General features: G+C 43.8%; 19 protein-coding genes and 2 pseudogenes. 13 read left to right on the forward strand and 8 right to left on the reverse strand.

Annotation, left to right across the window (positions count from 1 at the left end; genetic code table 11):
• Nucleotides 1-24: 24 nt before the first annotated feature.
• Together clpA and clpS are read right to left on the reverse strand one after the other, a co-directional pair.
• The gene (clpA, locus tag D1814_RS18420; RefSeq protein WP_118495105.1) at nt 25-2,301 is read right to left on the reverse strand and encodes an ATP-dependent Clp protease ATP-binding subunit ClpA; all 2,277 of its coding nucleotides are present in this window, start codon (nt 2,299-2,301) and stop codon (nt 25-27) included.
• Nucleotides 2,302-2,325: 24 nt separating this feature from the next.
• Entirely contained in the window at nt 2,326-2,646 is a 321-nt protein-coding gene (gene clpS, locus D1814_RS18425; RefSeq protein ID WP_118495106.1) for an ATP-dependent Clp protease adapter ClpS, read from the reverse strand.
• A gap of 245 nt (nt 2,647-2,891) precedes the next feature.
• Here clpS and cspD point away from each other — a divergent pair, with 245 nt between their 5' ends.
• Nucleotides 2,892-3,110, forward strand: a complete 219-nt coding sequence (gene cspD, locus D1814_RS18430) for a cold shock domain-containing protein CspD (protein WP_014949330.1) — start codon at nt 2,892-2,894, stop codon at nt 3,108-3,110.
• 540 nt (nt 3,111-3,650) lie between these two features.
• Here cspD and D1814_RS18435 read toward each other — a convergent pair.
• Nucleotides 3,651-5,870 (reverse strand): NADP-dependent isocitrate dehydrogenase, encoded by a 2,220-nt coding sequence (locus D1814_RS18435; RefSeq protein ID WP_118495107.1) that lies wholly within the window; start codon nt 5,868-5,870, stop codon nt 3,651-3,653.
• A 513-nt stretch (nt 5,871-6,383) separates the two neighbouring features.
• Here D1814_RS18435 and D1814_RS18440 point away from each other — a divergent pair.
• The 7 genes from D1814_RS18440 to D1814_RS18470 all read left to right on the forward strand — a co-directional run bounded on the left by D1814_RS18440 (nt 6,384) and on the right by D1814_RS18470 (nt 13,395).
• Nucleotides 6,384-6,926, forward strand: coding sequence for an rRNA large subunit pseudouridine synthase E (locus D1814_RS18440; RefSeq protein WP_118495108.1), 543 nt, complete (start codon nt 6,384-6,386; stop codon nt 6,924-6,926).
• Between the two features lie 442 nt (nt 6,927-7,368).
• Nucleotides 7,369-8,478, forward strand: a complete 1,110-nt coding sequence (gene mnmA / locus D1814_RS18445; RefSeq protein WP_442857718.1) for a tRNA 2-thiouridine(34) synthase MnmA — start codon at nt 7,369-7,371, stop codon at nt 8,476-8,478.
• Entirely contained in the window at nt 8,478-9,104 is a 627-nt protein-coding gene (gene hflD, locus D1814_RS18450; RefSeq protein ID WP_118495110.1) for a high frequency lysogenization protein HflD, read from the forward strand. Before mnmA ends, hflD begins: the two co-directional genes overlap by 1 nt.
• 13 nt (nt 9,105-9,117) lie before the next feature.
• Nucleotides 9,118-10,485, forward strand: coding sequence for an adenylosuccinate lyase (gene purB, locus D1814_RS18455; protein ID WP_118495111.1), 1,368 nt, complete (start codon nt 9,118-9,120; stop codon nt 10,483-10,485).
• A gap of 105 nt (nt 10,486-10,590) precedes the next feature.
• The gene (locus tag D1814_RS18460) at nt 10,591-11,439 is read left to right on the forward strand and encodes an adenylate/guanylate cyclase domain-containing protein (RefSeq protein ID WP_118495112.1); all 849 of its coding nucleotides are present in this window, start codon (nt 10,591-10,593) and stop codon (nt 11,437-11,439) included.
• Between the two features lie 321 nt (nt 11,440-11,760).
• Complete coding sequence (locus D1814_RS18465; protein WP_118495113.1) at nt 11,761-12,927, forward strand: cupin domain-containing protein; 1,167 nt, start codon at nt 11,761-11,763, stop codon at nt 12,925-12,927.
• A gap of 9 nt (nt 12,928-12,936) precedes the next feature.
• On the forward strand, nt 12,937-13,395 hold the full coding sequence (locus tag D1814_RS18470) for a GNAT family N-acetyltransferase (RefSeq protein WP_118495114.1): 459 nt from the start codon (nt 12,937-12,939) through the stop codon (nt 13,393-13,395).
• Nucleotides 13,396-13,442: 47 nt separating this feature from the next.
• Here the strand turns inward: D1814_RS18470 and D1814_RS18475 are convergent, their stop codons facing one another.
• Nucleotides 13,443-13,859, reverse strand: a complete 417-nt coding sequence (locus D1814_RS18475) for a DUF4826 family protein (protein ID WP_118495115.1) — start codon at nt 13,857-13,859, stop codon at nt 13,443-13,445.
• Nucleotides 13,860-14,252: 393 nt separating this feature from the next.
• Between D1814_RS18475 and D1814_RS19830 the strand changes: the two are divergent.
• From D1814_RS19830 to D1814_RS18490, 3 genes and pseudogenes are all read left to right on the forward strand, one after another.
• Nucleotides 14,253-14,345 (forward strand): annotated as a pseudogene (locus tag D1814_RS19830) (tellurium resistance protein TerC); the annotation flags it as partial.
• A 476-nt stretch (nt 14,346-14,821) separates the two neighbouring features.
• Nucleotides 14,822-15,328, forward strand: a complete 507-nt coding sequence (locus D1814_RS18485) for a (2Fe-2S)-binding protein (protein WP_118495117.1) — start codon at nt 14,822-14,824, stop codon at nt 15,326-15,328.
• On the forward strand, nt 15,325-17,586 hold the full coding sequence (locus D1814_RS18490) for a xanthine dehydrogenase family protein molybdopterin-binding subunit (RefSeq protein WP_118495118.1): 2,262 nt from the start codon (nt 15,325-15,327) through the stop codon (nt 17,584-17,586). Before D1814_RS18485 ends, D1814_RS18490 begins: the two co-directional genes overlap by 4 nt.
• Nucleotides 17,587-17,778: 192 nt before the next feature.
• Here the strand turns inward: D1814_RS18490 and D1814_RS19470 are convergent, their stop codons facing one another.
• Both D1814_RS19470 and ppsA read right to left on the reverse strand, forming a co-directional pair.
• Entirely contained in the window at nt 17,779-17,928 is a 150-nt protein-coding gene (locus D1814_RS19470) for a hypothetical protein (protein ID WP_162889844.1), read from the reverse strand.
• A 294-nt stretch (nt 17,929-18,222) separates the two neighbouring features.
• Complete coding sequence (gene ppsA / locus D1814_RS18495) at nt 18,223-20,595, reverse strand: phosphoenolpyruvate synthase (RefSeq protein WP_118495119.1); 2,373 nt, start codon at nt 20,593-20,595, stop codon at nt 18,223-18,225.
• A 271-nt stretch (nt 20,596-20,866) separates the two neighbouring features.
• Here ppsA and ppsR point away from each other — a divergent pair.
• A pseudogene (ppsR, locus tag D1814_RS18500) lies at nt 20,867-21,678 on the forward strand (posphoenolpyruvate synthetase regulatory kinase/phosphorylase PpsR).
• A gap of 218 nt (nt 21,679-21,896) precedes the next feature.
• Here ppsR and D1814_RS18505 read toward each other — a convergent pair.
• Nucleotides 21,897-22,610, reverse strand: coding sequence for a diguanylate cyclase (locus D1814_RS18505; RefSeq protein WP_118495120.1), 714 nt, complete (start codon nt 22,608-22,610; stop codon nt 21,897-21,899).
• 301 nt (nt 22,611-22,911) lie between these two features.
• On the opposite strand from D1814_RS18505, the gene D1814_RS18510 reads away from it, so the two are divergent.
• Complete coding sequence (locus tag D1814_RS18510; RefSeq protein WP_118495121.1) at nt 22,912-23,376, forward strand: hypothetical protein; 465 nt, start codon at nt 22,912-22,914, stop codon at nt 23,374-23,376.
• A gap of 97 nt (nt 23,377-23,473) precedes the next feature.
• Here the strand turns inward: D1814_RS18510 and D1814_RS18515 are convergent, their stop codons facing one another.
• Nucleotides 23,474-25,438, reverse strand: coding sequence for a tetratricopeptide repeat-containing sulfotransferase family protein (locus D1814_RS18515; protein WP_118495122.1), 1,965 nt, complete (start codon nt 25,436-25,438; stop codon nt 23,474-23,476).
• Between the last annotated feature and the right edge of the window lie 221 nt (nt 25,439-25,659).

Raw genomic sequence — 25,659 nt, forward strand, 5'->3', positions numbered from 1 at the left:
ACTGCTCAGTATTAATATACTGTTCTAGCTTGGTTCTACTTCTTCAGACTTAGCATCAACGCCTGAGTATTCGAAGGTTAGCTTGTCGTCAACACAATCTACTTTCACGTTTCCGCCTTTAGATAGCTCGCCGAATAATAACTCATTCGCCAACTCCTTCTTAAGGTCGTCTTTAATAACCCGAGCCATAGGACGTGCGCCCATCGCTTTGTCATAGCCCTTCTCGGCCATGTAAGCACGTGCAGCACTGGTTACCTCTAGCGACACACCTTTAACGTCAAGCTGCGCCTGAAGCTCGATAATGAACTTATCAACCACTTGAAGAATAATCTCTGGCTCAAGGTGGTTAAACCAAATAATACCATCGAGACGGTTTCTAAACTCAGGGGTAAACACCTTGTTTATTTCAGACATTGCATCGTGGCTGTGGTCTTGCTGTTTAAAGCCAATAGACTTACGCACCGTTTCCTGCACACCTGCGTTGGTAGTCATTACCAACACGACGTTTCTGAAGTCGACTTTGCGGCCGTTATTATCGGTCAGCGTTCCGTGATCCATAACTTGAAGGAGGATGTTATATATATCGCTATGGGCTTTCTCAATCTCATCAAGAAGCACTACAGAATACGGGTTTTTGATTACCGCGTCTGTTAGTAAACCACCTTGGTCAAAACCTACATAGCCTGGAGGAGCACCAATAAGACGGCTCACTGCGTGGCGTTCCATGTACTCTGACATATCAAAACGCACTAGCTCAACGCCCATAGTTTTCGCCAGCTGTTGTGTTACCTCTGTTTTACCCACCCCGGTAGGGCCCGCAAATAAGAAACTACCAATAGGCTTTGCTTCATTACCCAAACCTGAGCGCGATAACAAAATAGCGTCATTTAGCGTCTCTATGGCTTTATCCTGGCCGAAGACAACCATCTTAAGGTTACGACCTAGGTTCTTAAGAACCTCCTTGTCAGAAGCCGATACAGACTTCTCAGGGATACGCGCCATTTTTGCAATTATTTGTTCAATGTCGCCCACATTGATTGTCTTCTTGCGTTTTGACGGTGGCAGCAGACGCTGGCTAGCGCCGGCTTCGTCCATAACATCAATAGCTTTGTCTGGAAGGTGACGCTCATTAATGTATTTAGCTGACAGTTCAGCTGCCGCTTGAATCGCCTTTTGTGTAAAGCGCACATTGTGGTGCTCTTCATAACGGCTCTTAAGCCCAAGTAGTATTTTGGTAGTGTCGCTCACGCTTGGTTCAGTCACATCTACTTTTTGGAAGCGACGAGCAAGGGCGCGGTCTTTTTCAAAAATACCTTGGTACTCTTGATAAGTGGTCGAGCCAATACAGCGGAGTTCACCACTAGATAGTTTAGGCTTTAGCAAGTTGGACGCATCCATTACGCCGCCTGAGGCCGCTCCGGCACCAATGATCGTATGTATTTCATCGATGAACAGAATGGCGTGTTTGTCTTTACCAAGCTCTTTCAATATTGCCTTTAAGCGTTTTTCGAAGTCGCCTCGGTATTTGGTGCCAGCTAATAGGCCGCCTAAATCAAGTGAATACACGGTGCTCTCTGCAATAACGTCAGGCACGTCATCGTTTACAATCCTGTACGCCAGACCTTCCGCGATGGCAGTTTTACCTACACCCGCTTCCCCCACAAGTAGTGGATTGTTTTTACGGCGACGACACAGAATTTGAATTGTGCGTTCTACTTCTGAATCGCGACCTATAAGCGGGTCAATTTTGCCGTCCTTAGCATGACGATTTAGGTCAGTGGCATATTTGCTTAATGCAGAACCGCCCTCTTCACCCGATTCACCGTCTTCAGCCGCTTCAGGGTTAACGGGCTCATCGTCGTCCGCTTTACTAACGCCATGACTGATAAAATTCACAACATCTAATCGGGTAACGTCAGATTTTTTGAGGATATAAACGGCTTGCGATTCTTGTTCGCTAAAAATAGCAACTAGCACGTTGGCGCCGGTTACTTCATCTTTACCTGACGACTGCACGTGAAATACCGCACGCTGAAGCACACGCTGGAAGCCCAGCGTCGGCTGTGTTTCCCGCTCGTTTAATTGGTCATCTAAGATAAGTGGCGTGGTATCCTTAACAAACGATAGAAGTTCGCTTTTGATTGCCTCAATATCGGCACCACAAGCCTTAAGCGCATCGCGAGCAGCTGAGTTATCAAGCAATGCCAACAACAAGTGCTCAACCGTCATAAACTCGTGACGGTGCTCTCTGGCAAATACAAACGCATCGTTTAACGTTTGTTCTAATTCTTTATTTAACATATTGCTCGCCCTCTACAAAAAACCTTATGCTTGCTCCATCGTGCACATCAGCGGATGCTGATGCTTGCGTGCGTACTGATTAACCTGCATCACTTTTGTCTCTGCTATCTCAGCAGTAAAAATGCCACACACGGCTTTTCCTTGATAATGAACGGTCAGCATAAGTTGGTTGGCTTTCTCATCGTCCATATTGAAAAATTTTTTGAGTACCTCAATGACAAAATCCATCGGTGTATAGTCGTCATTGTTCAACAACACTTTATACATGGGAGGCGGCTGCGGCTTTTGTCGCTGCGCGTCTTTTTGTTTTTCCTTTTCGATACTAATAGCGTTGTCTTTACTCATAACTTAATAATAGTGGTATACCGGCATATATGTGTACAAACTTTTGTATAAATTTATTCACATTTGCCCTTGACATAATATGGTTAAAAAATCTACATTTTGTATAGTGGTTTTGAGTATTGCACGTTTGTCACTTTAAAGCAGTCACTTTAAAGTTTCTATAGTCAATACTCTTTCCACAATGTCTCCGGATCTATAATGGGGGCAGATACTCGTGAGTTCAAGGATTAAGAGGAAGTCGAAGTATGGCGGTTGGCAAAGTTAAATGGTTTAACAACGCAAAGGGTTTTGGATTTATCGTGCCTGAGGATGGTGGTGAAGATATTTTCGCGCATTACTCTACGATTCAAATGGAAGGCTATCGTTCGCTAAAAGCAGGTCAGGAAGTAACGTTCGAAGTTCAGCAAGGCCCTAAAGGCTTACACGCTGAGAACATTGGCTTCAAAGAAGAACCAGAGCGTTAAAAAAAGAATTTAAAAAGCCTGACCCTAGCGTCGGGCTTTTGATTTTTTGGCGTAAGTTTTTTGCCACAAACAAGTGCAATGGGTGCAATCTTGCGTCATGTACTTCGCTGTCTTTAAATTTTGTTATACAAAAACAATTACAAACACTTCTTTTATGTAAGCCTTTTGTTTTCCCCTTTTCGCTTTATTATAAATTTTTAAGCTTACCGATATTCATAGAATAAGTTTACGCTAACTAATACCTACAGATAGCTAACGCTGACATTTCTTTGAAATAAGTACTCTCATACCTTTTAGTCAGCATGCTTTGCTCACAATGCGGTTGCGCCGTGTTCTAACTCTGCTGTATAGATACGTTGTTATTGTGCAATTTACTATTTTCACTCTGCCCTTTTTATTCCGCCCTTTTACCTAGAAACGGCATAAAAAAAGCCCGCTTGTTATACAAGCGGGCTTTCCGATAGTGTATTTAGAAAACAATAACTGTTATCTAGCAAGCTTACGCAACTGCAATAATACAACCACGTCTAGACAATATTATTATGCGTCTAGAATCGCTTTTAACGTCTTGCTAGGAGACATTGTTGCGAAAAGCTTATCTTCGTCTGGGTAGTAGTAACCGCCAATATTTTGAGCGCTACCTTGCGTCGCATCAATTTCAGCCATGATGTCGTCAATTTTCGCAGACAACTCTTCATACACTGGCTTGAACTGCGCTGCTAGATCTGCGTCTTCCGTTTGGTTCGCTACTTCTTCAGCCCAGTATAAGCCTAGGTAGACATGGCTACCACGGTTGTCCAACTGGCCTGCTTTACGAAGCGGAGACTTACCATTGTTAAGTAACTTCTCAGTGGCTTTATCAAGCGCAGAAGCAATTATTTTCGCTTTGGTATTGCTGTGCTTAATAGCAACATCTTCTAGCGAAACCGCTAGAGCAAGGAATTCACCTAGTGAGTCCCAACGCAAATGACCTTCTTCAACAAACTGTTGCACGTGCTTAGGTGCACTACCACCTGCGCCTGTTTCATAAAGACCGCCACCAGCCATTAATGGAACTATTGATAGCATCTTAGCACTTGTACCAAGCTCAAGAATTGGGAATAAGTCAGTTAGGTAGTCACGAAGTACGTTACCTGTTACTGAAATAGTATCTAAGCCGCGAAGTGCACGTTCCATGCTATAGCGAATAGCGCGTACAGGAGACATAATTTGAATGTCTAGACCGTTTGTATCGTGGTCTTGAAGGTACTTTTCAACTTTCTTGATAAGTTGCGCATCGTGAGCACGCTCATCATCTAGCCAAAATACCGCTGGCATACCCGATTGACGTGCACGGGTCACCGCTAGCTTAACCCAATCTTGAATAGGTGCATCTTTCACCTGACACATACGCCAGATATCGCCTTCTTCAACATCGTGAGAAATAAGTACGTTACCGTCTTGGTCAACAATTGATACCGTGCCATCAGCTTCTAGCTCAAACGTTTTATCGTGCGAACCGTACTCTTCTGCTTTCTGCGCCATTAGACCAACGTTAGGCACCGTGCCCATTGTTGTTGGATCGAATGCACCATGTGTCTTACAGAAGTTAATAACTTCTTGGTAAATGGTGGCGTAAGTACTTTCAGGGATAACCGCTTTAGTGTCGTGCGCCTTTCCATCTGGTCCCCACATTTGACCAGAGTTACGGATCATCGCAGGCATAGACGCATCTACAATTACGTCACTTGGTACGTGTAGGTTCGAGATACCTTTATCAGAGTTAACCATCGCAATTGGCGGACGGTCGGCATAACATGCGTTAATATCTTTTTGAATTTCAGAGCGCTGGCTTTCAGGTAGGCTGGCAATTTTGTCGTAAACGCTACCAAGGCCATTGTTTGGATTAACACCTAGCTCTTCAAACAGGTCGCCCCATTTGTCGAATAGATCTTTGTAGAATACTTTTACACAGTGACCGAACACGATTGGGTGAGACACCTTCATCATGGTCGCTTTCACGTGCAACGAGAATAGAACGCCAGTGTTCTTCGCATCTTCAATTTGCTCTTCGAAGAACTCGCAAAGCGCCTTTTTGCTCATGAACATGCCGTCGATCACTTCGCCAGCAAGCAAATCTACGCGAGGCTTAAGGGTTTTCTTGCTACCATCTTTGCCAGTAAACTCAATGCTAACGTGACCGTCTTTTTCAACTGTCACTGACTTCTCGCCAGAGTAAAAGTCGCCGCCGCGCATGTGCGCTACGTGTGAACGAGATGCTTGAGACCACTCACCCATTGAATGCGGGTGTTTACGCGCATAGTTTTTAACAGCAGTAGGTGCACGACGGTCAGAGTTACCTTCACGCAATACGGGGTTTACCGCACTGCCTAGTACTTTACCGTAGCGCTCACGAATTTCTTCTTCTTCAGCATTTTTTGGTGCATCAGGGAACGCTGGTACGTTGAAGCCTTTGTCGTTTAATTCTTTGATCGTTGCACGAAGCTGAGGAATTGAGGCACTGATGTTTGGAAGCTTGATGATGTTAACGTTCGGGTCTTGGGTCATCTCACCCAGTTCAGCTAACGCGTCTGGCACTTTTTGTTCTTCAGAAAGATACTCAGGGAAATTTGCCAATACACGCGCAGCTAATGAAATATCGCTTAGCTCAACGTCGATATCTGCAGCTGCGGCAAACTTCTGGATGATAGGAAGAAGTGAATAAGTCGCCAGCATTGGCGCTTCATCAGTCTTCGTGTAGATGATCTTAGACTTGGTCATTATATACCTCAATTTTTTCGACAGGGTACTGTCGTCTTTAGTCCATTAGGTCGCAACAACCCGTAACATGTTTCTGTTACGCCCACAGTCATTGCGAAACGTATTTGATGTTTTCCACCTTTTGCTTTTTATTAAGCACTAGGTCACTTGCTGTTTTCTTCCCTGCATATTATTCAATTCCCTATGTTAGCAATAAGCCCCTCGTAGCCATGCGCTTAACTAAATAGTCACGCAAAGCGGCGAGGTCTGATGTACAAGCAAGCCCGCTTGTCACTGCTAAAACTGTCTAATAATTATGCAGATGCGCTCTCTTATAAAAATGGGAGCGACCATTAGTATAGGGTCGAAAGTTTGAGTTACAAGTCATACCATTGTCTTAGCACATAAGATCACCGAATTTATCGACAAACTACCGTACACAAACCGCTATTTATGCTGAATTTTATCAAGCGCGTTAATTCGATTTGAAGTAAAATCCCCTCGAAATCTCGACAATCAATAAGCGGAAATAACATGTCTTCAAACGCCAAAGTGGTGCTGTTTAATAAGCCTTTTCAAGTTCTTTCTCAATTCACCGACGCGGACGGCAGAGAGACGCTCAAAGATTATATCGACATTCCCGATGTCTACGCTGCTGGGCGTTTAGACCGAGATTCTGAAGGCCTTTTAGTACTGACCAATGATGGTAAGCTTCAACACAAACTTGCTAATCCCAAAGCCAAGACCAGCAAAACCTATTGGGTGCAGGTAGAAGGAGTAATGGACGAAAAAGCTATGCAGGCGTTGCGCGACGGCGTTGAATTAAAAGACGGCATGACCCGCCCTGCCAAAGTAAAAGCAATGCAGGAGCCTGATGTATGGCCAAGGAATCCACCGGTGCGTTTCAGGCAATCTATCCCAACTAGCTGGGTGGCGATTACCATCACAGAGGGCAGAAACCGGCAAGTAAGGCGTATGACCGCACACGTAGGTTTCCCTACCCTTCGCCTTATCAGGTATCGAGTAGGCAACTGGACCATAGATGGAATTGAAAATGGTAAATACGTGAGCTTTTAATGTTAAAGGCAAACCTCATACTTGAATTCACCTTTGTCGACCACACTAATGTGGCACCGAGAATCTGGAAATTATTGTAACCGATAGGGCTAGCTGTAGCTTTTGGTGTTCGTTGGTGTACAGACTTATTTGTGCATTAGAACCAAGCATTGCAACGTACATATTTAATTACTTAATCAGATAAGGATTAAATGTGAATTACCGATCGGAATCTGATAAAATCCGCGACCTCGAAAACGGGCCTGTTTGTTCGTGCTTTCTTACTGTAAAGCTTACGGTGAAGCTCATGTTGCAGCTTACATAGTAGCTTAGTGAATAGTAGCTTGGTGGAGTAGCCCACCAAATGAGTAACTGTATTGGCAAATTAATGAGTATGTTAATGCATAACCCCATTAGCAAATAAGGTTTCTTTTTTATTAATCAAATGAGTGTGCAATCCATAGTGAGTGATATTGAATCTAACGCCAGCAAAAAAGTGATCGTCGGTATGTCCGGCGGTGTCGATTCGTCTGTTTCAGCCTACCTGCTTCAACAGCAGGGCTATCAGGTTGAAGGCCTTTTCATGAAAAACTGGGAAGAAGATGATAACGATGAATATTGTGCTGCAGCGGAAGATTTAAAAGATGCACAGGCGGTTGCTGACAAGCTTGGCATTGAGCTGCACACCATCAACTTTGCTGCTGAATACTGGGATAACGTATTTGAGTATTTCTTAGAGGAATACAAAGCCGGCCGTACGCCTAACCCAGATATTATGTGTAACAAAGAAATTAAATTTAAAGCGTTTCTTGAGTTCGCAGCAGAAGACCTTGGCGCAGACTACATTGCTACTGGTCATTACGTCCGTCGCCGTGAAGTAGACGGCAAATGGCAGATGTTGCGTGGTCTTGATAACAACAAAGACCAAAGTTACTTCTTATATACACTGGGTGAAGAACACGTTGCTAAAACCCTTTTCCCTGTGGGGGATATTGAAAAACCACTGGTGCGCAAAATCGCTGAAGAACAAGGGCTCATTACGCACGATAAAAAAGATTCAACTGGGATCTGCTTTATCGGCGAACGCAAGTTTAAAGACTTCCTAGCCCGTTACCTTCCCGCGCAGCCTGGCGTTATCGAAACCGCAGAAGGCGAGGAAATCGGGCAACACGAAGGCTTGATGTATCACACTTTAGGTCAGCGTAAAGGTCTTCACATTGGCGGTTTAGCTAAATACGGTGATGACCCTTGGTATGTAGTAGATAAAGACGTAGCCCGCAATGTACTTATTGTAGGTCAAGGTGCCGATCACCCACGCCTTTATTCAAAAGGTTTGGTTGCCAAGCAGCTACACTGGGTAGACAGAAAAACACTAACTGAGCCCATGCGCGCAGTAGTGAAGACGCGTTATCGTCAGGCGGATATTCCTTGTACTATTACGCCAATTGAAAACGACACCATCGAAGTTGTGTTTGATGAGCCACAAAAAGCAGTAACACCGGGGCAGTCGGCGGTATTTTACAGTGAAGAAGTTTGCCTTGGTGGCGGTATTATTGAGAGTTACATTCGCTGATGCTAGATACCGATATAGAAAATAATTTGGCCCTCGCTGGGGTATGTCAGGCTGCTGCGCTAGTGCAGCAGCTGGCCAGACGAGGCTCTGCTGAAAATGAAGCAATTGAAGCCAGCTTATCGAGCATACTGGTTACTGACCCAGAAACGCCTCAACAGGTTTTCGGCCAACTGGCCAACTTAAAAACCGGTTACACCACACTCGCTGCACAGTTGTCAGACAAACAAGCAACAAAAGATACAGAGCTAACCCGCTATATTGCGAGTATCCTAGGTCTTGAAAGAAAGCTAGCGAGAAAACCTAAAGCAATGCAGGAACTGGGCGAACGCATTTCACACGTTCAGCGCCAGCTTGCCCACGTAGACTTCCAAAATCCGCAAATTGTTTCCTCATTAGCAAGTATTTACAGCGACATCATCAGCCCCCTTGCACCACGTATTCAGGTGGCGGGGAACCCAGATTATTTGAGCCAACCTGCTAATCAGCACAAAGTGCGTGCCCTTTTACTTGCAGGCGTAAGGGCAGCGGTAATGTGGCGTCAGATGGGCGGTAAGCGAAGAAACATATTATTTAAACGCAAACACATTCTTAACAGTGCTGTTAAAGCACTACGATTAATAAACTAGTGAGGAGCTTAAGGTGGAACTGAGTCAGTTAACTGCAATTTCCCCTGTCGATGGTCGATATGCTGGCAAAAGCGTAGAATTACGCAGTATTTTCAGTGAATACGGCTTGTTAAAATACCGTGTAGAAGTAGAAGTACGTTGGTTGCAAATGCTGTCTACTAACCCACAAATTGAAGAAGTTCCTGCCTTTTCAGACACGTCAAATGCACTACTAGACAAAATAGTAGCTGAATTTAGCGTTGAAGATGCCATGCGCATCAAAGAAATTGAGCGCACTACAAACCACGATGTAAAAGCCGTTGAATACTTCCTTAAAGAGCAAGTAGCAGACAACAGTGAGCTTTCTTCGGTTAACGAGTTTATTCACTTTGCATGTACGTCTGAAGACATCAACAACCTTTCACATGGCTTAATGCTCCGTGAAGCTCGCGAGACCGTTATTCTTCCTTACTGCGATAAATTAATCGAAGCGCTAGTAGAACTTGCTAAGCGCTATCAGAATGTACCTATGATGGCCCGTACCCACGGTCAGCCAGCCTCCCCGACTACTATGGGTAAAGAGATGGCAAACGTGGCTATTCGCTTGAAGCGTCAGCGCAGTCAGATTGCGGGTGTTGAACTGCTTGGCAAAATTAACGGTGCAGTGGGCAACTACAATGCGCATTTGTCGGCCTATAAAGATGTAGACTGGCACGGCGTTTCAGAGAAGTTTGTTACCTCACTTGGCCTTACCTGGAACCCGTTCACTACGCAAATCGAGCCTCACGATTATATAGCTGAAATGTTCGATGCTATTGCCCGCTTTAACACCATTCTTATCGATTTCGATCGTGACGTTTGGGGTTACATTGCACTGGGTCACTTTAAGCAGAAGACTGTTGCTGGCGAAATCGGCTCTTCTACAATGCCACACAAAGTTAACCCTATCGATTTCGAAAATTCAGAAGGTAACTTAGGTCTGGCGAACGCTATTTTTGATCATTTAGCAGCTAAGCTTCCTATCTCTCGCTGGCAACGTGACCTTACCGACTCAACCGTACTACGTAACCTTGGCGTAGGTGTAGGTTATGCAGTTATTGCTTATCAAGCCACGCTAAAAGGTATTAGTAAGCTAGAAGTTAACGAGCGAAGTTTGCTTAACGAACTAGACAACAACTGGGAACTGTTAGCAGAGCCTATCCAAACAGTAATGCGTCGTTACGGTATTGAAAAACCTTATGAGAAACTCAAAGAGTTAACTCGTGGTAAGAAAGTAAATGCCGAGGTTATTGCCGAGTTTATCGATAATTTAGACATGCCCGATGCTGCTAAAGCAGAGCTGAAAGCCTTATCTCCGGCAACTTACATTGGTGACGCAATCAGGCTTGTAGATCAGTTATAAAGGCCTGACCTTTCCACTACACTAAAAACGCGGTCATAAGCACCGCGTTTTTTTATACCTACTTTTTGTTCATTCGTTAAACGGATATTAATTGGGAGCATGTAGATGGACTTACGCAATAATGTTGATAAAGGACATGTCATGCCTAGTGAGCAAGGCGGGCCGACTTTGAAGACCTCTTACCCGTATACCTTGCATAACGCTAAGCAAGTACAAGACGATGCCATTAAGGGTGTAAGCGTAAAATATGAGGTGCAAAGCGCCGTTGTAATCTTTTGTGACCTGTCGAATTATCAACTTATAGCAAAGCAATACGGTGACACAATGTGTACTGGTATTGTGGAAACACTATTTAGCCAGTTCGATGATATAGCAAACGACTTATCGCTCCAGCCCTTAAAAACCAACGGCGACCAGTATATTGCCGTGGGGTTTTGCAGTGAATTTAGTCTTGCTAGAACTTCACTACAGCACGCACATCAATATGAACTTTTTCCGGTATTTCAAGACGTAGCACACTGCGCGATAGAGTTTGCCATCAAGGCTCGTAACCTTGTTAGCAGCAACACCTTACTGAAGTCATCATCCTGTCAGCTTCGCTCAGGTATTGCTGCCGGCGCGTTACTGGCGGGTTACTCTTCTCGCGTATCGTCAGGCTTTGATGTTTGGGGCTCAACTGTAAACAAAGCAGCAATGCTAGAGCAATTTACTGCACCTAACACTATTGCCATATGTGAAAAAACCTATCACGTGCTAAACCCAAGTAGTGTAAAAGCTGGCTCTCCAGTAACCGAAGGTTCAGCTAAACTATCTGAATCTAATAACTCTACGTCTAATATCGGTAACAAAAAACCAAGTGAATTTTGGCTTTTAACTAATCAAGTGGGCCCGCTAGCGCTTTACAACACGCAGATTAAAGTCAAAACAGCATCATTGAATGCATACATTTGCTAGGTAGCCACAAGAGCAAAAACACCATTTGAGTAACAAGCCTTATCTTTATTTTCTATGCTTCTAATACTTTCCATGAATAGCCTATGCTTATCATCAACTCTACCCGCTAAGCTTTTTAGACACTAAGGTGGCAATCCCCTTTTCAATAATTGATAATGCCGTTTTTACACTATCACCTCGCCTTAGTTCTAAGTTTACGCTTTCGTCTATGTAATGCGCTCACTTATGCTTTATGCAACATATAAACCGCGCTTTGTGTAATTACTTTCACTAAGCTCTGCGAGGGAACCCCATAAACATGGCTTACAAAAAAGAGATGCTATGAGCACCAACGACAAGACGTACTTTATTGATGCACAAACAGGTACAAGCTTTAATACCGAAATTTTCTTGAAGCATTACTGGCAGCAAAAGCCGGTGATAATAAAGAATTTCTTTCCAAACTTTGCAGATCCTATTGATGAAAACGATTTAGCAGGACTCGCACAAGAGTCTGATGTCGACGCTCGGATCATCAGTAATCGTCAGGGAAACTGGCACGTTGAACAAGGGCCAATTAGCGACTTCGAAGAAGCGTGCAGGGGCAAATGGACACTACTTGTGCAGGGCGTAGATAAATATGTACCGGACGTTGCGCCAATCCTTGCGCCTTTCTCTTTTGTTCCAGACTGGCGACTAGACGACCTGATGGTAAGCTTCTCAACTACCGGAGCAGGCGTAGGGGCTCACATCGACCAATACGATGTATTTCTTGTACAAGGCAAAGGAAAAAGACGCTGGCGTGTAGGTAAGCCTGCAGACTACAAAGAAGTGTGCCCACACCCAAAACTGAGACAAATTGAAGGTTTTGAACCTGTTATAGACGTTACTTGTGAGCCTGGTGATGTGGTATACGTGCCGCCGGGGTGGCCTCATGATGGCGCAACTATTGAAGACAGCTTGACCTATTCTGTGGGCTATCGCGCACCAGACAATCTCCAATTAGCGGAAAGCTTGGCAATGATGCTGGATAAAGGTGCTAGAAATTACCGTTTTACCGATGCAGGCCGAGCAATACAATCAAGCAGCGCATTGGTTAATGCTAGCGATATTGCGGCACTAAAACAGCAACTAATAGACGCGATCAATAGCGAAGATTTCACTCTTTCCCTTCTAGAAGCCATGAGCGAGCAAGGGGTTCCGGAATTCCCTCTCGAAGATGAAGTCACCTTAGAGCAGATTTCAAATGAATTTGCGGCGGGCATTAGCTTTGCTCCTGCGCCCGGCATTCGCGCGTTAATTTGCGATGGCAAACGAGGCTTACCCCGTGCTCTTTATGTAAACGGAAGTCAATTTGCGTTTGCGAAAAGTGACCAAGAATGGTTTGAAGTGCTAGCATCGGGTGCCGTTTTGAACGCAACATGCTGCCAAGATGCGCCCTCTTTTACATTTTTAGAAACCTTAACTACACTTGTTAATAATGGTTATTGGGAATGGGCCGAGGATTAACAGGAAAATATGGCGTTTACTATACAAAACGTCGATTGGGAAAAGGATAAACATCGACTTAAAGCACTTAGGGAACATGTATTTGTTTTAGAGTGGCAAGTACCAGAAGCTAGCGAGTTCGACGAACACGATAGCTCTGCGTGCCATGTGCTTATAGTCAATGATCAAAACGAACCCATTGCTACAGGGCGCTTAACGAAAAAAGGTGAACTAGGCCGAATTGCCGTTAAGCGCTGTCACAGAACACTTCCGGTATACCGCGCTTTGTTTGGCGCTTTAATTGCAGCGGCTAAACAAAATAACCTTCCGATTATTAAAGTTATCTGTAATTTGGAAAGCGTGTCATATCACCAATCTATCGGGTTTAAACCAGATGGCAACGTGTTTATGGACGCGGGCGTTCCCAGACAAAGGCTTCAATGTCCGGCAGAGCGATTCCCTCTGCCAGACGTCACCCAGCTTCACTAAGTCACTTGTAACCTAGCGCAAAGTAAACTAATTGAAAGCCTTGCTTGTTACACCCAAAGTTCTGGCGTATTTTGCATCGCGAATAAGCTTTCAGCACGATTCACTAGAAGCTCTCCAAACGCCTTTTGGCTTTCGTCAGCACCTTTTGCGTTAATCAAGTTTTCTGCTTTAAGTTGCCAATGCATAGAAAAATGACGCAATACTTCTTTAGCATTTTTCGCGTTATCTATTGAGGTGTAATCAGATGGTAAGTCTCCACTAATTACCCAGTAAAGCTTACCGTCCATTGCTTTAATCTTCCACACTGCTAAATATGGCATTAAGTAACGGCTATCTTCAGTAATAACAGTGTCAAACAACACACCATTTTCTGCTAGAAACTTATTTGCTTTCTGAAACTGCTCTCTTACCCAATTCGCGTGTTCTTCTTCACTGATAGGTTGTCTTTCTTGTTGTTCAGCCATGATTAATCTCTTTCTTATATTTTTTGTTATCGCGCAAAATTCTCGTTGCGTGAATTCCCAAGCAATACGCGCGTTATAGATTACGGCTTTACACCGTTCTTTTTTCAAAGAGCGCTAATTATCACTTTGTGTGTGCCCCTTTGTACTGCATTTCTAGCACGCTTTCTAGCGCAATCAGACAGATCATAAGCGTTGAGCTTTTAAACGATTAATTAATCGACAATAGTGCGATGTTAACTTTGTGCCTGCCCTCTAATATTATTTTTTTGATATTTAAACAACCTGCCTTTTTATATTAGACAGGCACAAACATTTACATTTTTATTATTGGCAAACCGATGCGGTTGGGCGACACTATAAAGACATCTAGCGTTATAAGACGAGTTCAGGCAAATGCGTATACTAAGACTTACTCTGGGAGCAATTTTATTTGTTGGCGGAATTGTTTTGACACTACTTCCTGGCTCTATCCTTTTTGTTATAGCAGGGTTAGTACTGCTAAGTTACGACTGGCCTAGAGCACGTAGCTGGCTTAAGTATAGCCAGCGAACAATGACAATGAGCGCACGCAAAATAGACCGTTTTCTTCTTTTGCGAAAGCTTCGATAGCGCTTACCGGAGCTTTTCCCCTCTTCATATACACGCCTCGCCCACACAACACTATACTCCTTTTACTGCATAAGAATTTCTTTCGCGGTTCTTACGTTATTTTATCGCAGACACCTAACATTTAATCTTATGTAAATGCGTAACGATGCAATGCGTGTTAACGTAATTTAAATAAACAATTGCGAAGCCTTAAATAATAAAAGTAGTGGCATTTATCTTTGCATGCTCAGCATCTTAGATAGTTCGTATCATCAGGCAATGTAACCGTATAAGTATGAATTCTGTAGTGTGTTCAAATAACGCAGTACTGCTTGGGTAGTTCATATTTATAGCTTACCTATGGAGACAAGACCATGATCACGTTTACCGTTAATGGTAACAAACACGAATTCTCTGGTGACCCTTCAACACCAGTGTTGTGGTACCTTCGTGACGAATTAAACCTTACAGGACCTAAGTTTGGCTGTGGTATGGCGCAATGTGGCGCGTGTACTGTTCACATTGACGGTATGGCACAACGCTCTTGCGTATTACCTGTTTCAGCCGTTCAAGGCAAAAAAATTACCACCATTGAAGGGCTAAGCGAAAATGGCGATCACCCAGTCCAAAAAGCGTGGGTAGAACACAAAGTACCACAATGTGGTTTCTGCCAGTGCGGTCAAATTATGCAAGCTGCCAGCCTGTTATCAACCAACCCAACACCGAACGACGAAGAGATTGTTCAGAATATGTCGGGCAACATCTGTCGATGCGGCACATACCCTCGCATTCACAAGGCTATAAAGTCCGCATCGAAATCAATGAGCGGCAATGCGGGTGTTAGCTACTTTGACCCAAGCAAAACGGGAGAAGAAGCATGAGTCAGAATACCTATTTTGATATGAATCGTCGCAGCTTTTTAAAGTCGACCGCTGCAGCAGGTGCATTGGTACTAGGTACCTATTTTATGGGCAGCGCTCCTCGCGCTATGGCTGGCGTTCTGGCTAAACCCGCCGATAATGCAAAGCGAGCAAACTTGTTTATTGCACTTCGTCCAGACGGAATGGTTGAAGTTACCTGCCACCGTAGTGAAATGGGACAGCAGATCCGTACCGCAATTGCTCAAATTGTGGCAGACGAAATGGAAGCGGCTTGGGATAAGGTTATCGTTATACAAGGTAAAGGCGACCCTAAATACGGCGACCAAAACACAGACGGTTCAAGAAGCATACGCTACAATATGCAACGACTTCGTGAAATGGGCGCCAGCGTACGCTACATGATGCAACATGCTGCTGCCAAGCGTTGGGGCGTGCCTGCCGATACCTGCACGGCGAACCAACATGTAGTGAGTCACACCTCCGGCAAAACATTATCGTATAAAGAGCTAGTTAACGACGCTATTCATTTCATTCCACCCGCTTCAGAAGAGATTACGCTAAAAAGTAGAGACGAGTGGCGCTACATTAATACTGGAATGGCGCATATCGATTTACACGATCTTGTGACTGGTTCAGCGACTTTCGCTGCGGATGTAAGAATTCCTAATACTATGGTTGCCGTTGTGATGCGCCCACCTGTTGTCGGAGGCAGAGTAAAGCGCGTTGACAGTAAAGCTGCTAAGGCGATGTCGGGCGTAGTAGATATAGTAGAGATACCGGCGCCTAGTGGCGCACTGCAGTTTCAGCCGAAAGGCGGCATTGCCATAATTGCAAAAAATACTTGGGCAGCGTGGCAAGCCCGCAAAGCATTAAAGGTAGAGTGGGATGACGGCGAAAATAGCGCGTACAATTCTGAAGCTTTTAAGACCGAGCTACTTTCTACAGTTAACTCATCTCAAGCGCATGTTCGAGAAAAAGGTAATGCTGCCGCGGTATTATCGAAGTCGTCTAATAAACTCATTGCAGATTATTATATTCCTCACCTCGCGCAAGCACCTATGGAGCCTCCGTGCGCCACAGCATTCTTTAAAGACGGCGCAGTAAAAGTATGGGCTGCTACGCAAAACCCGCAAGCAGATATGGCGACTATTTCAGCGTTATTAGGGATACCTAAGGAAAAGGTGGAAGTCAATGTCACTATGTTAGGTGGTGGTTTTGGCCGAAAATCGAAACCAGATTTCTCTGCCGAAGCGGCTTATCTTTCAATGAAGACTGGGCTGCCAATACGCGTACAGTGGACCCGCGAAGATGATATTCAACACGGTTTCTATCACGCGGTATCTGCTCAACACGTTGAAGCAAGTTTGGATGATAACGGGGCAATAGACGCTTACCTACATAGAACTGCCTTTTCCCCAATAGCGGCGCTTTTCCAAAAAGGCGCAACAACGCCGATGGGCTTTGAATTACGCTTAGGGTTTACAGATAACCCTATTAACACGCCTAATTTAAAACTAGAGGTAGGAAACGCAAAAGCTATGGCACGCGTTGGCTGGATGCGATCAGTCTCTAATATCTTCCATGCTTTTGCCATACAATCTTTCATAGCTGAGGCTGCGCATAAAGCTGGACGCGACCCTAAAGACTATTTACTGGAAACCATAGGGCCTTCACGCATAGTAGATGTTACAGAACAAGGCGCTGACTACGATAACTATGGCGCAGACAAAGAAGAATACCCTTTAGACATAGGGCGCCTCAGGCATGTTATCGAAAAAGCGGCGTCTATGGCTGATTGGGGACGGAAAATGCCTAAAGACCGAGGCTTGGGCATTGCTGCTCACCGTAGCTTCCTAACCTACGTTGCCGCTGTAGTCGAAGTTGAAGTTACTGAAAAGGGAGAGCTTCGTATCATTAAGTCTTGGGCTGCGATTGACGCAGGTACAGTAGTTAACACTGATACCGTTAAAAACCAAGTACAAGGCGGGCTAGTTTTCGGACTAACCACCGCGATAAGCGATGGTATTACCTTTAATGAAGGCCGTGTGCAGCAAAGTAACTTCCACGATTATCGCGTTCCGCGCATGAGCGATTCACCGTTAGAGGTAGACGTTGAAGTGATTGAAAGCGATGCGCCTCCAGCAGGTGTAGGAGAGCCAGCTACGCCGGTATTTGCACCAGCACTTTGTAACGCGATATTTGCTGCGTGCGGTAAACGTATTCGACAGTTACCTATAGGTGACCAGCTAAAAGCTTAGAAACTCACCATTACCGCGAATAAAAACCATCGCGGTATTAGTGAATTTTAAAAGAAAAAAGGGTAATCACAAAATGGTGTGATTACCCTTTTTTTAAAAGCAAAACTGAATGTCTATTTGAAAGCTTACGAAACTAAAACTGTTCAAGTGGTCAATTGGCGCTAGTTCCACCCTTAATTTGATACGCAATACTTACTCGTAATTGCGTTCCATCCACATAAGCTTCATTTTAAGTTCGTTAATTTCTTTTTGCGCTTGCGCCAGCTGCTCGGCCACAGAGCCTGATTGCATTACATTTTCTTCGGAATTATTTACTGAAACCGCGCTATCATTATGTGCCATAAGAATTCAACCAAGTTAATTATTAATCTAAATCACAATTTGTAAGTCACATTGTAATATTACATTTTTAATTACATAAAGTCATGTGAACAATGACCAAAAGCGCATACTTTTACGAAATAACCATAGTTTATTTGAGGAATGTAACGCTGGCATAAAACTTAGTTAAATCGGTACCACGCTTTGAGTATTCCTTTAACAAAAAAAGAGACCAAAAGGTCTCTTTTCTACTCGTATCGACTGAGCGCCACATTGACAAGTCACCTTGCAGATATAGAACTCTTCGAATGGGCTTTAGCCGTGCTTTTCAGCAAGATATAGCCATGTCTCCACGACAGTATCAGGGTTAAGTGATACCGAATCGATCCCCTCATCTACTAACCAGGCTGCGAAATCTTCGTGGTCTGATGGGCCTTGACCACAAATGCCCACGTATTTGCCGCGTTTCTTCGCAGCTCGGATCGCCATTGAAAGTAGGGCTTTCACTGCTTCGTCACGCTCGTCAAATAAGTTTGCAATAAGGCCACTGTCTCGATCTAGCCCCAGCGTTAGCTGCGTTAAGTCATTAGAGCCGATTGAGAAACCATCGAAGATATCCAAGAACTTATCGGCAAGCAAAGCGTTCGATGGCAGTTCACACATCATGATAACGCGAAGGCCATTTTCGCCTTTCTTAAGGCCCTGCTCTTCAAGAAGTTCAATAACCTGACGACCTTCTTCTAGCGTGCGAACAAACGGGATCATGATCTCAACGTTGGTCAATCCCATTTTGTTTCGAACCCGTTTAATCGCTTCACATTCAAGGGCAAAACAATCGCGGAAGTCTTCAGAAATATAGCGGCTCGCACCGCGGAAACCTAACATTGGGTTTTCTTCATCTGGCTCGTATTGATAACCACCCACTAGGTTGAAGTATTCGTTCGATTTAAAATCTGACATACGAACGATAACTTTCTCTGGCGAGAAGGCTGCACCGATAGTTGAAATACCTTCCACCAATTTTTCAATGTAGTATTCCGTAGGCGATTCGTAGCCTGCAATCATATCGCTTATTTCTTCTTTCAACTCTTCTGGTTGGCTGTCGAAATTAAGTAGCGCTTTAGGGTGTACACCAATCATACGGTTAATAATGAACTCAAGGCGAGCAAGACCAACACCTGCGTTTGGCAAGCGCGCAAAGTCGAATGCACGGTCTGGGTTACCCACGTTCATCATCACTTTAAGCGGTAGCTCTGGCATAGCGTCAATGCGTGAGGTCACAACGTCGAACTCTAGTTCGTCGCCATAAATGAAGCCGGTGTCACCTTCAGCGCAAGACACAGTAATCTTGTCGCCATTTTTAATGCTGTCAGTTGCGTTACCACAACCTACTACCGCTGGAATACCTAACTCACGAGCAATGATTGCCGCGTGACAGGTACGGCCACCACGATTAGTAACAATCGCAGACGCCTTCTTCATGATAGGCTCCCAGTCTGGGTCTGTCATGTCAGTTACCAGCACATCACCCGCTTGGATTTTGTCCATCTCTTCAATTGAATCAAGTACCTTCGCTACACCAGCACCTATTTTGTGACCAATTGCACGGCCTTCAACAACAATATTGCTCTGACCTTTTAATTGGAAACGCTCAATACTTTGTGAGTCTTCACGACTGCGCACTGTTTCTGGGCGAGCCTGAACAATATAAAGTTTGCCGTCTGCGCCATCTTTGGCCCATTCGATGTCCATTGGGCGTTTGTAGTGCTTTTCAATGATTTGTGCTTGTTTAGCAAGTTCCATTACTTCGTCGTCAGTCAACGAGAAGGTTTTGCTGTCGGCAGCATCAATATCAACAATAGATACTTGCTTACCATGAGCTTCATCGTCTGAATACACCATCTTAGTAAGCTTGCTGCCTAGGTTACGACGAACGATAGCAGGTAAGCCTTTGTCTAGCGTTGGCTTGTGCACATAGAATTCATCAGGGTTAACGGCACCCTGTACCACCATTTCGCCTAAACCAAATGAACTGGTAATAAATACCACGTCTTCAAAACCAGACTCGGTATCTATAGTAAACATAACGCCCGATGAAGCGATATCACTGCGCACCATGCGCTGAATACCAGCAGATAGTGCCACACCTTTATGGTCGTAGCCTTGGTGAACGCGATAAGAAATAGCGCGGTCGTTAAACAGTGATGCAAATACGTGCTTAATTGCCACCAGCACGGCTTCATAACCTTTAACGTTTAGGAAAGTTTCTTGTTGCCCTGCGAAAGATGCATCAGGCATATCTTCTGCGGTAGCGGAAGAACGCACTGCAAATGAAGCTTCTTCACCTGCATCGCCCTGTAGCGTAACAAACGCCGTTTTAATTTCTTCTTCTAATTTGCCTTGGAACGGCGTGTCGATGATCCACTGACGAATGTTTTTACCTGCTTCAGTCAGTGCATTTACATCGTCTACGTCTAACGAGTCTAAGACTTCGTGGATGCGCGCTTCTAGGCCGCTTTGCTCTAAAAACTCATTAAATGCTTCGGCGGTGGTAGCAAAACCACCCGGCACCTGCACACCGGCGTTCGCCAGGTTTGAAATCATCTCGCCCAATGATGCATTTTTGCCGCCTACGCGACCAACATCATGCATGCCCAGTTCTTGATACCAAAGTACGTATTCTTGCACAGCCCAAGCCTCCAGCTTTTTTATGTGTAGGGTATGAGGTTTATTTCAGGTTTGTGCTTTTTATCACCTGAAACTCATTAAATTGTCGTCGAAATATGGTGGATACCACCGTTAACGCTGTCCATTACGTTTGACAGCGAACCTTTGATATTTGCTGTCATTCACAAGAACCGTGTAGCTTTTCGACGAAATCATCTTAGAATGGGGAAATTCAGAAAGTAAACCCTTTATTACTTTTGTAATAAAATTACACCAATGTTAAGGATATGTTGTGCGCACAGCTTTTTATATTTCAGATGGTACAGCCATCACTGCAGAGGTCTTTGGCCACGCCCTGCTTTCTCTGTTTCCCGTTTCTTTCAATCACAACACCATTCCTTTCGTTGAAACTGAGGAACAAGCCCACAAAGTTTTGCAGCAAATTTCTGAAAGTTTTCAAGACACCGGAGAAAGGCCGCTCGTTTTTTATACAATTGTGAATGTAGATATTCGCAAGATAATCTCTAAATCCGTAGGCATTAACTATAATTTTCTCGACCAGTTTGTCGCGCCGTTAGAAAAAGTATTGGGTGTTCCTTCAAAACCAGAAAAACATCGTACACATAGTATCCATGAAACCACTTACGACATTAGAATTGAAGCCGTAAACTATGCGTTGGCCAATGATGATGGTTCAAACTTAAAAGACTACGATGAGGCCGATATTATCCTTACCGGCGTGTCGCGCTCGGGTAAAACTCCTACAAGCCTCTATCTAGCCCTTCAATACGGAATAAAAGCCGCTAACTACCCTTTTACAGAAGAGGACATGGGCGACATGCTAAAGCTCCCCCCGCCCTGCGTAGGTTTAAGCATAAGCTATTTGGGCTAACGATTGCAGCGGATAGACTCCATCAAATACGTTCAGAGCGCCGTGCAAACAGCAAATATGCATCGCTGCCACAATGTCGAATGGAACTTCGTGAAGTAGAAAACTTGTATAGAAAGGAAAAGATCCCGTTTTTAAATAGTACTAAATATTCAATAGAAGAGATTTCGGCAAAGATTTTGGCAGAAACAGGGCTAAAACGTCGTAAGTACTAGGCGGGCTTTTAAGTTATCAGTAACAACCTTTGTAGCAACGATGTTTACCTACTGCGTTTTATACAGCGCTTTTTATATTGCGGTGCCTTGTTGAAATCTTATTAACCTCACAAGGCACCTTATAGACAAGATTCGGGTTTTGTTCATAACTGATTAGACAAAAGCGACGCTATTTTTATTGCGATTTAGCTTCCCTTTTAACACTTGCTGTTAAAGCGTCACTTTTTGTTGCTTTCTACCCATTCTTCTAGAGCTACACCTGGGTCTTCTTCACCTGCGACAGATGAAGCATAAGGGCTCGCAGCTTCTGCATCCTGATGTGACACGTCCGCCTTATTATTTGGCTGGTTTTCGTTTTCTGGCGAAAAAGCAGCTTTATCTCGTGAACTTTTTTCTTTTGCTTTCATACCTCTTATCAACTCCTCTATATAAGGTAAAAACTCTAAAATAGTAGCGACGGCTATAACTGACAGTAAGTACCACGTTGGTAGGGGTTCTTGCTTGAACCGCAGGCCAAAATCAGCAGGATTTTCGCCCAATCCCAATAACGCAATAAAGTGTGACCAATGTCTGGCGATCACCAATATCAGTGCAAGCAGCGGTATCATCTCTAGAAAACTGTGCACATGCTGCTCAATAGGCCCTACTCTTCTTTTCGTTACCGCGTAACTAACGTCCCACAGTGCTGTTAACTCATGTAAGAAGAAAAACACTATACCTACAGCTATAATTAAGCTATTCACTTCAAAAAGAAGAACCAAGAAAAGCGGTATTCCCACCTCTAAAAACATCAATAGATGAATTAAGGACTCTTTTGGACCTGCGGTAGCAGCAATATTACTGCTGCGATGGCAAAACCAGTCTACTATTCCCGCTGTGAACCACAGCGGTATAATGAAATACATCAATATGAGCTGTGTAACGTCATTCATGACTAAACCTTCAAAAATAAGTCGCCGCGATTCATGTATACGAAGTTTAATACTCGATACCAGATAACGTTGTAACGTTGAAAACAGAAGATTAGATTAAGAATGATTAACATTTTTTAATGTCTAATTGGTAAGAGGTTTTCTTATTGGAAAAGTTGGAGTTATGCAGTCGGCAGGTCTTAGCGTTTACTGATAGCAAATAACTATCACGGATAAACCGTTACATTTCATTAATTTGCAGTTATTGTGAACAACATTAATGATACAATATAACATTACATGCATTCTTAGGAGAAATAACATGTTCACAGAAGAAATGGTTCATACCGCGCTACAAACTTGGTGCGACAATGTGGTAGCGGTAGGTAAAGTGCACACTGAGGGTGGCGACGTGAAAGCATTTGCTTCACAAGTACTGTCAGACAACTACGACTACGATAATGGAAAAGTACTATTTAAACCTACGCTTACTTTCGGCTCTCAAACCTTTCGCCCAACTAAAGAAGGCGCTTTATCTTATTTCGTAGGCGGTAACAGCGAATATCCAAACGACAATGGTTTTAAATTAAAGCCATGGGTGAAAGTTTGGTATAGCAAAGAAGACTTTATCTTGAACGGTGAGCTTGCCATTGTTCAGTGTAACGTACACTTTATCGGCGAAGACGACAGCCATATTTTTGTAAATAAGAGCTTTGTTTTCAAACAATGTGAAGACGGAAAAATTCGCATTATCCTTCATCAATCTTCGCTACCGTATCAGCCTTAAAAGGTTGTTGATACGCTTTGACCGATAAATAAAAAAGTCATGACTTATAGACAGCCATGACTTTATTATTTTTGTTTATCACTTAATTATTTGTCACCTACATGTCTCTACCTAGCGCTTGTTTAAGCTCAGCTAGATAGTTTTCGAAAGGCTTCCACTGGCCCATTCCTGTTTTGTAGATAGGTTGGCGAACCTGTTCAGAGCTTGGGGTCTTTATCACCCGTTTGGTTTGGTGAAACGCCAAGCACGCTTCTTCAAAGTCTAACCCACAAAAATCTAGAATGCGGTTAACCTGCCCTTTCAAATCATCAAGAACATCTTCGTGCTGTACAGTAAGAATTTCACCAGGCAATACACGATGCCAATGGTCCATAAGCTGTTCATAGGCGTTATAGTAACGGCCAATATCATTAAGTAAATAGCTAAACTCTTGCCCCTCACCGAATAACTGTTTAAAGCCACTAAAACAGCAGTCCATTGAGTTTCTGCGTGCATCAATAATCTTGGCGTTAGGCAGTATCTTTTTAATTAAGCCTATGTGAATGAAGTTATTGGGCATTTTATCAATAAAGAAAGCCGCGCCCTGTCTGTAGGCTTTAGTCTGCTCGATATAACGGGCACCGAGCTTTTCTAACGTTGCGCTATCCAGTCCGCTAACGTTAAGCGGATAAGGTGTTTTTTGATGACTTAATGATGAAGCAATGCCTAGTATATCGTGTAGCTCCATGGTGCCGTCTACCTGCGAATGTGACGCGAGGATTTGCTCTAATAATGTCGAGCCAGCGCGAGGCAGGCCTACGATAAAAATAGGATCGGGAGCTTGGCAGCCCTGTTTTGTATTGAAAGAATCTATTGTAAAAGCCTGCTGCTGAGCTTCTAAGGCCTTTTCTGTCCTTCCAATATCAAATTGTAGCGTACTGTGTTTAAGCTTATTACCTTGCGCATAGTAGGCGAAAGCTTTATCTGCCTGGCCTTTGTCTTCAAACCCTTTACCTAACGCAAAACAGATGTGAATTTTATCGTCTAGCTTTATCGAGCTAGCTTCCACTTGCTTGCACATCTGCGATAGCATGTTGTCGCTAAATTTGTAGGTTTTTGTATTAGCTAAGCTCCAGTAAGCGTCACCGTAATCATTAGCGTATTTCACTGCTTTCTCGTAAGCATTAACGGCATCCGTAGTATCGCCTTTTGCTTTTAATGCATGGCCTAATGAAACCCACACTTTAGGTCTATCAGCATTTTGTGACAGTACACCTTGGTATAACTTTATTGCTTCATCTAATTGCCCAACGCCGACAAGAGCATGGGCCAAGCTTGTTTTAATGGCAAAGCTTTCTGGATTAAGCGCTAAACGCGCCCTCGCTACCTTCACCGCTTCAGGAAACTTACCTAATTTAGACAAAACGTTTTGATAAGCTAAAGCGGCACGTTCATTTTCTGGATAAAGCTCAACGCAGCTTTCTAAGAGAAATTCTGCATCGCTATATACCTTAAGCTGCATGCCTATTTCAGCAAGTAACATCATTGCCTCAGGGTGATGTTTTTGCTTAGTTAAAAACTGGCGGCATACTTGCTCGGCCGCAGAAAACTGCTTTTCATACATTAAATCGTAAGCACCGAGTACGGGTGCAGGAAGTGACTGCAAATATTCGATTTGCTGGTTTGCCATCGTTACTGCGGGTACATCAGCATGGCTTTTATAAATGGTTAGGAGCTTTTTCCAGCTGCTAATTAGCGCCGGGTTAAAATGCGTAGCTTTAAAAAATGCGCTAGCCGCTGCTTGATGATTACCTACTGCTTCCTGGCAATACGCTAACTCTTGGTAACCTCTTCCATAATCCGGCTTAAGGCCTAGTAGCGCATCAATATGTTTAAATGCTTCGTTATATTGCTTAGAAAGCCTTTGAATAACCGCTGCTAAATAGTGAGTTTCCGCTTTTTGCTGCTCGCTCAACGATGCAGAAAAAAGCGTTTGAATGCTTTCCATTGCAATTGAAAACTGCCCACGCTGCAGCGCTTGCTTTATAGTGCGAACTTGTTGTTGAAATTCTTCTGATGTCATAGCCTACTTTATTATTCTATTTTCGAAATATAGCGCGCTTTTATGAGCCTAATTAAATACATAAATACGAGCGTTTCAGCACAGCTTCTCTTTTAGTTTACGCGTCAGTTACTAAATACAGATACTAAATACAGATACTAAATACAGATACTACCGAAATTTTTAGCTTTAGTAATGAAAACGGCAGACTAATGTCTGCCGTTTAATAATGCTATTGCGTG

The organism is Alteromonas sp. BL110, from assembly GCF_003443615.1.
Classification (GTDB): Bacteria; Pseudomonadota; Gammaproteobacteria; order Enterobacterales; family Alteromonadaceae; genus Alteromonas.